The organism is Alteromonas sp. KUL49 (genome assembly GCF_006538345.1).
Taxonomy (GTDB): Bacteria; Pseudomonadota; Gammaproteobacteria; order Enterobacterales; family Alteromonadaceae; genus Alteromonas.
Window position 1 is genome coordinate 183,373 of the sequence record NZ_BJKL01000008.1, and the last position, 13,040, is coordinate 196,412.

General features: G+C 45.7%; 10 protein-coding genes. 1 reads left to right on the plus strand and 9 read right to left on the minus strand.

All coding sequences use genetic code 11. The features are described 5' to 3' along the window. Nucleotides 1-161 precede the first annotated feature (161 nt). Entirely contained in the window at nucleotides 162-983 is an 822-nt protein-coding gene (locus EYS00_RS15035) for a leishmanolysin-related zinc metalloendopeptidase (protein ID WP_130638054.1), read from the plus strand. 38 nt (nucleotides 984-1,021) lie between these two features. Here the strand turns inward: EYS00_RS15035 and EYS00_RS15040 are convergent, their stop codons facing one another. The 9 genes from EYS00_RS15040 to EYS00_RS15080 all read right to left on the minus strand — a co-directional run bounded on the left by EYS00_RS15040 (nucleotide 1,022) and on the right by EYS00_RS15080 (nucleotide 13,040). Beyond that, nucleotides 1,022-1,558: a PH domain-containing protein gene (locus EYS00_RS15040; protein WP_130638055.1), complete on the minus strand. Its 537-nt coding sequence runs from the start codon at nucleotides 1,556-1,558 to the stop codon at nucleotides 1,022-1,024. A 170-nt stretch (nucleotides 1,559-1,728) separates the two neighbouring features. Further along, complete coding sequence (locus EYS00_RS15045; protein WP_130638056.1) at nucleotides 1,729-4,737, minus strand: hypothetical protein; 3,009 nt, start codon at nucleotides 4,735-4,737, stop codon at nucleotides 1,729-1,731. Beyond that, complete coding sequence (locus tag EYS00_RS15050) at nucleotides 4,734-8,039, minus strand: phage tail protein (protein WP_130638057.1); 3,306 nt, start codon at nucleotides 8,037-8,039, stop codon at nucleotides 4,734-4,736. Before EYS00_RS15050 ends, EYS00_RS15045 begins: the two co-directional genes overlap by 4 nt. Further along, nucleotides 8,039-8,446 carry a hypothetical protein gene (locus EYS00_RS15055; protein WP_130638058.1) on the minus strand — a complete coding sequence of 136 codons (408 nt, stop codon included), beginning with the start codon at nucleotides 8,444-8,446 and terminating at the stop codon, nucleotides 8,039-8,041. Before EYS00_RS15055 ends, EYS00_RS15050 begins: the two co-directional genes overlap by 1 nt. Then, nucleotides 8,443-9,051, minus strand: a complete 609-nt coding sequence (locus EYS00_RS15060; RefSeq protein WP_130638059.1) for a hypothetical protein — start codon at nucleotides 9,049-9,051, stop codon at nucleotides 8,443-8,445. The genes EYS00_RS15055 and EYS00_RS15060 overlap by 4 nt, the downstream gene beginning before the upstream one ends. Continuing rightward, nucleotides 9,044-9,640, minus strand: coding sequence for a hypothetical protein (locus tag EYS00_RS15065; protein ID WP_130638061.1), 597 nt, complete (start codon nucleotides 9,638-9,640; stop codon nucleotides 9,044-9,046). Before EYS00_RS15065 ends, EYS00_RS15060 begins: the two co-directional genes overlap by 8 nt. After that, nucleotides 9,637-12,405, minus strand: coding sequence for a tape measure protein (locus tag EYS00_RS15070; RefSeq protein ID WP_130638063.1), 2,769 nt, complete (start codon nucleotides 12,403-12,405; stop codon nucleotides 9,637-9,639). The genes EYS00_RS15065 and EYS00_RS15070 overlap by 4 nt, the downstream gene beginning before the upstream one ends. Then, nucleotides 12,406-12,762 carry a DUF1799 domain-containing protein gene (locus EYS00_RS15075; RefSeq protein ID WP_130638065.1) on the minus strand — a complete coding sequence of 119 codons (357 nt, stop codon included), beginning with the start codon at nucleotides 12,760-12,762 and terminating at the stop codon, nucleotides 12,406-12,408. Next, nucleotides 12,723-13,040 carry a hypothetical protein gene (locus EYS00_RS15080; RefSeq protein ID WP_130638067.1) on the minus strand — a complete coding sequence of 106 codons (318 nt, stop codon included), beginning with the start codon at nucleotides 13,038-13,040 and terminating at the stop codon, nucleotides 12,723-12,725. The genes EYS00_RS15075 and EYS00_RS15080 overlap by 40 nt, the downstream gene beginning before the upstream one ends.

Genomic DNA, 13,040 nt, shown 5'->3' on the forward strand with positions numbered 1-13,040 from the left:
AAGCAACGAATGCTTAAGGCTCAATTAAGTGTCAATTAACTTTACAGTTACCTATATAAGTAACCATTCATGTTTTTACCTTTTGTTTTTCTTAGCATTTGTTACACAGGTGTAAATCTTGCATAGTTGTCCGACGCATTCTCATTATTTATAGAATTAAAATGTATAAACGCCTCATTCTTTGCCTCGTGACTGCACTGCTGATCCCACTGCAAGCAAACGCGGGGCTGTTCAGTATTAGTCTTGATTACGACTCAGATGGTGATGGTACTGACAACGTAGACGCCATCTATCAATCCGTTTTCAACGATGCTGTAGACTTTTGGGAATCAGTGTTAATTGGTACTCAGGACAATATTGATATTAACCTTGTCATCGACGCCGAAGTTACAGCTATCGATGGAAACTTCGGTATATTAGGTAGTGCTACCAACTTTCGAGCTTCTGCAGAGTCAGCAACTAGTGACTATCTTTACGCGACAGACGGTTTCATGAACTTTGACTCGGCAGATGTTAGTCGTCTCAATAACAACGGTACGCTCTACGATGTAATTTTACACGAAATGGCCCATGTTATTGGTTTCGGTACACTCTGGAATGCAGATCGCTTCGGTTTGTCAGGGCTGTTTCAAGATATCTATACCGACGGTAGTGGAGAATATACTGGTGCTTACGCTGTAAGTATTTACGAAGACACATTTAACACTAACGACGGATACATTCCTATCGAGTTAGATGGTGGCAGTGGTACGGCGGATGCTCACTGGGATGAAAATTGGGAGGCAGGTTCTGGCGAAATTATGACAGGTTACTTATCCAGTAATGCCTTTGTCAGTGACATTACGCTGGCATCGTTTGCAGATATTGGCTACATAGTGCAGCTATCAGATGGCACGCTACTGGGAGCTAGCGTTGTATCTGCACCGACTACTGTGTTCTTCGGAATGCTTTCAATGTTATTCATTGTAGCAAGACGTAGGTAAATCAGTATGGAAGCGGAATTACACCGCTTCCTTACAATTCAGCTTTTCTCAGTTACAAGCTTTTCTAAAAGCGCCTCTATCCGTTTTACGCTCTGTGTCAATTCTTCTATACCGCTAGTACTCTCTTTAGATATTTTAGTCTGAGAGTCTATGACTCCAGACACAGCATCCTTTTGAGCGAGTATTGTTTCTCTAAATACTGAAGCGTCAACAATTCCTATTAAAGACACTAGTGCACCAGCCCCGGATTGTCCTGCGGTTTCAAAACTTAAGCGGTGTAAGTCAAATGCTCGCATCAATGGACCCTGACTCATTGCTACATCAGTGATCTTTTCTAGCGGGATCGACTTTTCTACCTTGAATAGAATACCTCGCTTTACAACGAGCTTACGCTCGGTAAGTTCTGCAGACATTGCATTGAGCATGCGTCCGCTAAATAAGAGAAAAAGAGGGATAGAAATAATAAGTAAAGGTATTCCCACTAATGTGAGCATAGATACAAGGACCCAACTTACCAACCAATAAAGCTTAACTGCAGGGTTAAAGCTCGCACTGAGGAGTGTCTTATCTGCCATTGAACATTCGTCCGTTTAATCCACCAGACGTTAAAGTATCACATTTATTGTTAGCTATATTGAAAAAACAACAAACTGTAGCGCGGCGATAGATTTTGAAAAATTTAATAATAGGTTTTAAAATCAAATCTATCAATGCAAACATAGCAGTCATAAGTGATAGAAGTTGTTCATCTTGTTTGTACCACTGCATTAAATATGATGACGTCCCATACGCCATCTTCGTTGCACTCCATAAGTATCTCTGCGAAAGGGTCTAGCGTTTCGAAATATAAATAGTCTTCCATCGTATACCCGCGAACTGTGTCGTTTGTATCTGGCCTCACTCTCATCTCAACTGGGTCGCCATTTGCTTTATAAGCTACCGAGCGAAAGTAAAACTCTAAGCCTCGAATAGCCTCTGGCAGATTTGCAGCTCTATCAACTTGCAACCCTTCGTTTGTAACAGTTGCACCGTTATCGTAAAGCGTTAGCGCCGTTCGCTCTGCCGTATAAATGACGGATGCTTGAGCTGACGGCGCAGCAGGTGTCTCGCCTTCACGATACCAGTCTCCCTCGATGTCAGCGAGACTCCACACCCCAGTCTGAACACACTCTAGCGTCATTCTTGCGCCAAGGTATGGCGCATAAAAGTACCGCCCCAGATTTAACCCATTAATCCTATCTGTTGCGTCTGGACGAACGCGCAGTTCATGAGGTGCGTTAGGCTCAATAGACGTGTTCTCAAAGTGGAAAATTAACCCGACTATGGCTGACGGTAGATTAACGGCTCTATCCACTCCAACGCCAGTGTTTGTCACTCGCGCCCCATTATCTTCAACAACTAATGTAGTTCTGTCCAATGTACTGATGTCAGACGGAGCAGGCTCTGGTAACGCTTCTTGCCATGTACCGGCCTGAGATATCACGTCCCAAATACCGGCTTCTATGCACTTCACTTTGAGGGCAGCTCTAACCGTCGAGCTAAATAGAAATGCGCCCGTTGCTGTCCCTCTAAACCCTTCGGTCTCTTTCGGTTGCAAACGGAACTCTAAGTTGCTTGTGTGGCTATTAGTAGCTGTGTATTCAACGCCAGGTATCGCTGTTGGAAGGTATACCGTTGACGTTCCACTGGCATCTGAGTTTCTAACAACACATCCCGAATCGCTGTGCTGCAAATAGCGCTTTTCCATCACGCCGTAGAGTTTTTCAGTATTCACGCCAGTACAACTGCTCGGAGTAAGCTCTAGCTTATATAACGAGGCTTCTTTGACGTTTGCGTCCGTGTAATTTTTATCAATGGTGACTGAGTCAGCGTTCGCTCTAGAGCCATCCAACCTCACCACTTTTGACCTAATGTGAGGAAAATTACTCTGGGCTAACTTGAGTTCATTATCCTTTATATCCACCGCGCCCAAGTCATTTCTATCACTTGCAACAAACCATAGCGTTGTTACCGCGCCAGTTACGAAAGCATAATCCACGCTTTTGTGCAGATGAAGCTGATTCCCTGTAATCTGAACATCATCAATATCACCTTTATAGGTGCCAAATTTCACGAAGAAGAAATCCTTGAGTGATACCTGGTTGCCGATGCCGAAACAACGGTTATGCTCTATCGCGATACCTTCTCCGCACATCGTGCTCGTGATAGCGATAGCGCATAGAGGCTCGATGATGTTGTTGCGATGGACCCACACGTTGCGTTCGTAAACGTCATCTAACTTGATACAGTGGTGCGTAAAACCTTCGAACGTATTATCGTGAGCATTAACATCGCTAGCAGAAATAAAAAGACCTGTCGTGTTGGCTCTGGCTCCAACCAGTGTGTTGTTACAGACCTCGATGTTGTACCCGCCTGGAGCAGCGATACTGCTTCTGTCGTTGCCCTTTATTGCAATAAAACCCTCTTCTGTGCCAGCATCCGTCAGTATATTTCCTGCCACTCTACCGAAGCGAATTTTGGTGTATATGCCCTCACAGTCATCCGCTTTGTAATTTGCAATGTCGGTTATGATGTTATCAGCAACCGTTGCTTTTCTGCCGCGCACGTCTATACCATTGCAGCCATCAACAGTATCCCGAGGGTCGTATATGTGCTCTATTGTGTTGTGATACACATGAATGTTTTCCATATCATCTTGCGTTTCGTATGCGTCGTTCGCAAACTCCAGCGCTGACCCACCCAGCCAACGCATTTCATTGTGACCGCAGTCTACCGATGTGAATGGGCCAAAGAACACAAAGCCTTTTGAAAACAGGCCTGCGTCGTACAGCGCTTTGTTATTGATTTCGTTGTGCTTGATAACAATTTTTGCGATGCGACTTGGAACCGTCTTCCAAGTTAACTCTCGTTGTCCGGCGTATCTCACATTTGAGAATTTACAATTTGTAATTGATACCAGGTCGATGTCGGGAGCTGCTTCAGGAATAACCACCACATCTCGAAACCCCTCGAACATTATGTTGTCGAGTTCGATAGCGCCGCTACAGTGCAGAAAATCTCTTTCAACGTTGGTGCAACGAATCTTTGATTTGTTTAACGACTTAATACTGACTTTGTGTGTGCTCGTGACTGTTGACCAATCGCCAGCTTCATAAGTCTCGGCGCGAAGTGAGATAACTTCTTTCGCTGCTGCCTGCCTTGCCAGCGCTGTTGTAATTGCGTTGGCTGAAGGTGAATGCAATTGTTCTGGGATGATTTCACCACGAGTCACAAGGCGACCAACTTTGCCGTTTGAGAAAGCGATATCCCCTGGTAGTGCTGTGGTTGTTTCGGCATTGATGGCAAATGTGGCCGACGACAAATCAGCGACAGCGACAATAGCTCCGGTGGCTACTGACGCGTTTATATCTAAGGCATCAAGTGAAACATAGTTTCCTGCGTCTCTGTTCAGCATCTCCAACAGTAACGACATCAATTGCTGATTTTGATTGAGTGATTCGGAAAGACTTCCGTTTGCCGCATTAGGCGTAATACGAGCCGGTGCATTAACCACATCACCTTGTAGCCAAGCCTCACTAAGCGTTAGCACTCGTGTTTGTGTGTCAAAACTATCGATTGAGACGGGTAATTTTGATGCAATAAATAGCTGACTATTCTTAATGACACCAAATCCCGACTCGCTACTATTAACAGTTGCGAACAACTCACCGTCATTAATTGTGATGTCAGCTAGAGAAATGGTAAACGACATCATGAGGTTTGCCCTTCGAAGCTATTGACGGTCAGGTTCTGAGTCCTGATAAACTGTTGCGCGTGGTAGCGTGTTTGATTTGATACTACTGCGCGATAGCCGAATGTGTCGCCTACAGTTGGGTCATTGTCAGTAAATGTGAATGACTTATTGACACTCTCGTAGATATAGCAAATCCAGCCTTGTGAACTTAGTTCTGGCTCAAACAACTCTTGCTGCGCAACAGTCTCGCTAATGCTGTATGTTTGAAGAGTAACCCACTCGCCGTTACCAATTTTTCGTTGAATTGTGAGTGTGCAACTCGGTTGTACTGGAGCGATATCACATACGCCTTCGTAACTGCTATTACCTAACCACATCAATGTGCATGTAATGACCTTCGGATTACCATTCGTGTCAAACGGCCCAATTTCTATAGATGTGTTTAGTGCCAGCGACGAGTTTGTTCGAGTTGTGTTGAAAACGCCCGAAGAAACACCTTGCGCAAAGTAAGCAGCGCCGTAGATGTCCTTCCATTCAAACGTTGCATTAGCTTTTGAAAGACTATCAACATCAGCCTCTCCATTCAGGGTTAGCACAGGCGCACCGCGCCAGTAGATAAGGTCGCTATTTTCACCGAAGCCACCGATATCTTCGACTTCCATCACATGCTCTCGCACGTTGACTTTGCGAGCGTTCGATAACGTGCCTTTGATAATAGTGTCTGCGCCTATAACGAAATCGCCAGTAACATTATCAACACTAAGAAAAATCTTGCCTGACTTAGAGCCGATTTTGAGCCTATCTGCGTACAGATGTATATCCGAGTTGTCACCGCCTCCGAGAATTTCGACACCTGTAAAAAGTTCATTCTCATCGACGATACCTAAGTAAATAGTGCCTTGCAGTTCACCGATTTCGTTTTCTAAAGCCTCAAAGTATTCGATAACGCTCAGTGATTCTTCACCCCGTGATATCTTAATTTCGTTAAACGAACGGGCGAGTGGTGCGCCGACTATCCAGTCACCATTCGCATTTTCGTAGCCGATTTGAACAGTGTTGTTTTGCGCAATTTGTGCTTGTACAGAGGTAGAACCGACTAGTGATTTAACAGCAATAATATCAAGCGCATTCACTTGATTAGCTGCAACGACTTCGGTGACGTTGTAAATCAACGATGAGTAGTTTGCACCTAGTTCTGATTGCTGCTCAGACCATTGTTGAAGGTCATTCAGTACTGCGCCAATCGTCTCACCAAGCGTTGCGGGTAATCCACCCCACTGTATTGTAGAAAACGTCTCTGCATCGAAAACTTCAACGTTAATACCTATCAAGTTAGGCACGGCCAATGCGATCCAGTTCGGGTCAGCATTGTCGCCAACCACGAGCCGGTACCATACGTACAATGTCGCACCATGTGGGGTGTTTAAAACGGTTAAAACAGGATTTAAACCACCGTTAAATGCGTTTAAAAAATCGTCCGAATAGGCGTAATTCCATTCATAAGTCGCCGCTGAATGGGGCAAGGTTGGCCCAGTTAAAATCACTTGACCAGGAAGGATATCAACACGCAATTCACCCACCGGTGTTGAGGGTACATCAACGTTGAAATTGTGGGCTATGGCTTCAGATGGCTTATCAAACGTATTTGTCGCATAAACGTACGCAGTATAAAAATCACTGTCTAATGGAGCCAAACCCGAAACATTAAAGTAAGGCTCTAGTGTTCTTTCTCGCAGCAGCAACGTGTCGCCGTGGTTGATAACAACCACATACTCTTTAACACTTTGTTGAGCTGCATGCGTCCAGGTTAAAACACCGTCTCGGTAGCTATCCTCTGGTGTAACGCTGTATGTCAAATTTGCGATAGGCGAAATGTAGCCAGTGTTCAGATGAAAGTTTGGTGTAACGTCGTGGCCTGGTATGTTTTGTAACTGATTGTACATATCAGCGCTGGTTTCTGTGGCGACAATAGAATAATGAAAGGTTTTATCATCAAGCTCTGCACTGTCGATTTCATACAACCCTTGAATAAGGTGATTTGGTAAATCAACGTACACCACACTGCTTGCAATGAGTTCAGCATAGCAACGCTTTAGCTCTAAGTTCAGTGTATCCCCAGCCGCATTTCTAAGTAGTGCAAGAACAGCAAGGCGCTGAGTCATGCTATCTGTCTGCGTAAAATGTAATTGCAAGCTATCTTCATACTCAGTACCGGCATCACGATCATTGATTAGTGATTCCGACCGAATAGGGGTCATGTCGGCGGCTTGGTAGAATGCATTTTTTGATATGAATTCAGCTCGTAACACGTTCACACGAGACGTTAGAGGCCGAAATGGCTTGCGCTTGGGGTTTGATGCTAGGTGAGCCTCAGTGATAGTAAACAGTGCTGGGCCACGATACGCGGCAACTTTTAAGCGCCATTGGCCAGCGCTTTCAACCCAACGACCTGCACAGCTAGCTAACAGTTTATCTTCATTAGCTTCATAGCCATCGGTTAAATTAATGATTCCATTGCATGTATAACGAGCTTCAGTAGTTTGCTCACCTTCTGCGTTGGTAACCGTCACTTGTTCATCACAAATATTCGCTTCAGACGCTATGTTGTCCATGCTAAAAGCATCGTCATCAAGTACGATGTCGCCTTTCCACTTTTTCCACCAGAAGTTGATTAGTGCTGGGTTATCAGACCATTCCCAAGTGCTCTCATCATTTAGCCGGTGTAAGCCATCGCCACCTACAGTAGAGTCTTTTCGAGGATCATATACGCGTATGCCTTTGACTAGGAACTTAAGATCATTCACTCCGGAGGGGTATACTTCAGAGTCATTTACAAACTCGCAGTACACGTCAGTTGTGTTGTAACCAATAAACGATTCGTCTATGTTCCTCATGTGATTCATAGATCTAGATACGGGTGCAGTCTGGTCACCTAAACGTGGCTCAATGTAGTGATTTTCGCTCTGCATTTCAGTCGTTTGCTCACCTGCAATCTGATATATCGATACACTTTCTGAGCGATGCTGTAACAAACATACATAAAAGAGGTGCCACTTCTTATCGTCAAATTCTGGGTTGTCGTACTTCACAATTGCGCCAGATAAAACGCTTTCACCGACGACGACCCTGGGTATGGGTTTACCGACTTGAAGACTTTGGTTGGTTTCAGCATCAGCTGATACCGACGCAACCATCAATTCTTTCATAACAAGGTGTGTAGCCGCCGCAGTTGCAATACCTATTGCTACTGCTGTGAACACAGTTAGCGTAGTGCCAACGCTAACCACAAAACCAACAACAACACCGACAGCAACAGCAGGCATTACCCAACCCTCCAACACGCTACTACCGATGAACGTTCAACCGCTTTTAAGCCGTCGATATTCGCGTTCAAGAATTTTTCAGAGTAATACAGTGCTACGCCATGGCGTTCACCATCACAGACCAAGGCGATATCACCACGTTGCAACGTTAAGATAGGGCAAGGCTCGCCGAATATGTCACACAACGTGTTAAACAAATCGCCTTGGCCATATCGTTTTAATGCACGAGCAGCCCCCAGCTCTGTGGAGTACTTCCCTCTGAAGCGTTGTGCGAAATCAATACCTGTGATTAGTTTTGCAGCGTTGGCTGCAAACAAGCAGCAGTCATGCTCGCCCCACGCGAACGGCGCATTAGCAACAGATTCAATGTATTCTGCAAGTTCAATATCCCAGTTTGGTAATCTCATGCGCTCTTGTACCTTGGGCCACCGCCCTTTGGAATGCTTCCACCAGTCCCGACTTTATTGCTTCCTGATTCGTTAGGTAACCCCGAAGCCGCTAGCGCTTCAATATCGTCGCAGTAACTGTCATCAGGGTATTTCTGTCGCCACGCTGCGGGTGAATAACGTAGATGATTGGTAGAGTTACGAAAGCGGGCTCGAGCCGTATCTGCTGTAATAGTAATGTTGTGTATTGCACCAGTTTCTGTATTCACATCGTTGATAAAGCGATAAATCGTTAGCTCAGCAGCTGCAATGCGACGATGTTCATCTAAACATGCCAGGTAGACTTTAACGGCTCTGCCGATCGCGTCGTCTCGTGTTGCGTCACTCACTATGCCCAAGTCAGTCGTCGACAGTGACATATTCACTTGACCAGGCTTTGCTGCGCTAGACGCTTTTCCAATCGAGCCAAGTGCACCTACGCCCGTCCAAATCTGGCCGTCCCAATACTTTTCACCGATGCGCGAATGCATCCGTACCGGTGCAGTTGGCCAGTCGATGTAAACTAGATTTAGTAAGCTAGACACATCGTTTTGAAGTGCATTTAAAATGAGTGGATGACTAATCACGAATACTCTCCCGAAACTTGAACTTAAAGTCAGTGAGCAAAGCTTTTTTCGTGGTTGCCGATGGTGCTTTTTGCTTAGGTTCTAGCATGCATTTACAACGCGGATTGTCGGTAATTATTGAGGCGTTATTTGCAGGTATAAAGCGAATTTCAGGAAGAAACTCTATGTCGACCAACCCTGTACTGCCTACCTGAGCATCGGTGGTTAACTCATAGAGGAAATCGCCAAGTTGGAACCTGTCACCGGCACGCAGAATAATGTTCGGCGTTAACCCCTTAACGCTGAGCAATGCACCATCTTGATTACTGCCATCAACGACAGGTGTTCCAGCCCAGGTTGAACGCTGCTTATGTGTTATATCGGAAAACCAAAACTGACCGACAGGGCCACGTAGCCGGTTTATCCATACACGCAAATCATTTGTTTGCTCCTGGTCTAAATTTTTGTACTCCAGTTCACCTGTCCAGTAATCGTCCAAGTCTGTGACAACTACACGCGCATTAAATGGGTTGTCTTCAGCGGTGCTCATTGGCGTGAGTGTAAACAGGCTAGATGCAGGGCTTTTACCCGAGTACATATCGTAAATCATGCTGCTGCTAACCTCGCGGCGTTAAAATAGTCTCCGGTACCGGAGTGCATTTCCTGAATCAAAGAAGCACGGAATTTTTGGAACGAGGCCATTAGATAGTTGTCTAGTTTTGCCATATTTTCGTCGGAAGAATCTGACAGGTTCACTTGAGGGTTGAAATGGAACATTAACGTGCGACTGCCAGCCGATTCACCTTTGTTGATTTTGTCGACGGCACTGGTCAGCGCCACGTTTTGACGAGGACTAACGATACGCTCGCCTTTTTGAATTAGTGCGGTTTGTTCTGCCCCGACATAATCAACGCCACCGTGGTATGCGGCTTGATACTGTTGGTTTTTGATTGAATTAACTTGTGCTAAACCAAACGCAACTGCCGCTGCCGCTGCGGCCGCTCCGAGCGCTGGTCCAACATACGGAATACTGGCTAGCGCATTGAATGCACCCGTGGCCATTTCATAGGTGTTAATCACTGCTTTGGTGATAGCAAAAGCTTTGTACAGCGCAAAGGCTTTCTTGCTTTGTCCAGCCATTTGCTTGAAGCCAAACTCACCAATCGACAACACTGCATTTGTTTTTTCAAGCTCGTTCTTACGCTCCCATTCGGCTTGACTAAACAATAAATTTCGCACTTGACCGGTACGACTTGCTTGAGCATCAAGCAGTGCTTCTTGCCTAGAATGCTCATCTTTTTCAGATTGACTAGCAAATCCCTGTGCTTCTAATATTCTTTGCTGGTTTCGTGCGTCAGCAACACGCTTATCTTGCTGATACTGAAGCAGCGCTTTTCTGTCTTCAAAACCCTGGATGATCGCCAGTTCGTTTTCGTAAGACTCTTCTAATTGACGCAAGCGTGCCTGCTCAGCTTCTCGAGCACGCTCTTGTTGCTTTCTGATAGACTCTTGTTGAATGTCGGAAAGGTCTTGGTCTCGACGCAACTCTAATGCAGTAGAAAGCTCGTTATAGCGCTGTTCGCTGATTGACTTAGCTGCAAGGGCGTTATCGAGCATGGATTGACGTTTTTCATAACTTACCGCAATACGTTCTTCGCGAGTTCGAAGAAAGTTTTCAATATCAGCTAATGGCTTCTCGTATTGCGTTGAAGCGCCTTGTTGGCCGGTAGGTTCTTGCCAATCTATAGGGAGTGTAGAGTCAAAGAGTGCAGACTTCTTTGTCGCGAGCTCGTTGAGTAATGCTTCAGCTTCGTTCACGTCTTGCTGCAAACGCTCTAGTGAACGCGCATTTTGCATTGATGGATCGATAAAATCGTTCACACCGGATGGGCCAGCAACCGTCAAGGGTTTCTGCATTTCTTCACGCAAACGCGCCTGTAATGCAATTAAGTTTTCTCTGGCGGCAGTTTCTTGCTCTGTTAGCTTTCTGAGCTGAAGCGCACGGCCCTCATCATTGAGTTCTCTATATGAATCAACAAGATTATCAACCTCTTCTTTTAATTCAGACGTTTCAACTGTCGCATCGTTTGCTGCTGTTGCGAAATAGCCGATGGCTATTGCGGCAGTGACTGCTAAACCAACTGGCCCACCTAATATGCCTAGCGCTGTGTTTTTGGCCGTAATTGCTACACTGGCAGCTCGTTCAGCAGCGGTTTGTGCGGCCACCGCAGCGGTATAGCGCGTAGTAAGCGCAGATGCTTGGGCCATTAAAGCAGATTTGGTTTGCAAGCTTTGTGCAGACCGCATCATCGCGGCAACAGACTGCAACTCCAACCGAATTTGATTTGTTGTTGCAGTGGCTTTAAGCAACGCCGCTTGATTGTTGCGATACATTGCAACGGTATCAGCTGCTGTAGCGCTCACTTTTGCCGCAATAGATCCTACGAGTCGCCCTGCGATAACAGCACTTAGCAAAATCGCGCTATCAGCCATAGTGTCGAGTATTTCAATGTTGTCACCCAACAGGCGCAATGCGTCATTTGCGGTATTGATTAGGGGTACGACAGCAGAATTGATTGGAGCAGATATCTTTTTGGTAAAAAGATCGTATGTCGTTAAAAAATCATTGGTAGCGCCAGAAATTGTTCCCGCTGCGGCTTCAGCTGCACCTTCATAGTCTTGCAGTGCTGTGATTAGATAATTTTTAAACATACCACTGGTGACTTCACCAGCAATCACCATTTTTCTAAAGCCGCCAGCAGCAGTGCCCGCCGCTTTATCGAGTGCTTGCAGTAAACCAGGTAAAGGCTCAGTTACTTGATTCAGTTCCTGGGCTTGAACACGGCCTTGGGTTAACGCTTGAGTCATTCCATACATTGACTGGCTAACTTGTACGTTAGTTGCCCCCAATGTTTTGGCAACATTCGTCATGCCCTCGAGTATTTGGCGAGATTCAACAGAGGACAACGTACGCTGACGCTCTAACACCAATAAACGTGTATAGCTGTCGGCAAGCACATTGTAACGTACATTTAAGTTATCAGCTGTTTGCGCTAAGTAGTGCTGTGCTTCTTGGTTCTGCTCGTAGCTGGTTGTGAGGTTATCTAATCGCAGTTGTAACAACTCGGCATTCGACGCGCCCTTTACAAGCCCTATACCGGCCAAGCCAGCTGCATACAAACTCACTGCACCGGACAATGCGGTATAGCTCGTGCGCAACATATTGTTTTGCTGAGATGTGATAAGACTGGCACGGCCCTGGTTGTAGGTGGCCGTTTGTAACTGTTTTAAATCGGCAGCATTGCGGGTAGCGCCAGCAGATACGGCTTGCCCGTTGTATCCTACGCGTAGTGCTACGTTGTAATTCGCTGCCATTTAAACCGACTCTCTTACACATCGCTCAAGATGTTGAACTTTTCTAAAGTCATCACCTTCAACGTTCATATTGAGTTTCTGCCACGCGATTTCCGCATTCTGATAATTCAATGCGAATTTGCGACCTTTGTTATCGAGTACCCACTGTGTTTGTGCTGCATTAAATGCCACAAACGCTAGCCAGTTATCTGGGTGAATAAAGAAGTCCGTTTCTTCCTGCTCCATTTGTTTTGGATCACCACCGAAAAAGGCGATGTCGTCACACACTTCTTTACTTGTTTGGTTTTCTCCGGCCATCCATGCTTGAATGGCCTCGGTTAGTTTTTTATTGCAGCGTCGTGCTGTGCGCCAACGCATTCCATTGCTATTGCAGTGATAATCGCTGGGGCAAACTCACCGGCTTCAAAATCCGCAAGTAGTGCATCTAGACCAAGCTCCTTGCCTTTTTCATCTTGATAACCTGTGAGTTTCTTCACAAAGCCTTTCACCGTCTCAGCATCTGAGCCTCTAGCGACAATGGCTTCACCGTCCTTTTTTGAAAATATTTGAATGTCGACGGTTACACTCGATTCACCGGCTAACTTTACCGTTCTTGTTACAACCCAATTTGTTAAACTTCCGCGCTTAAACGCCAT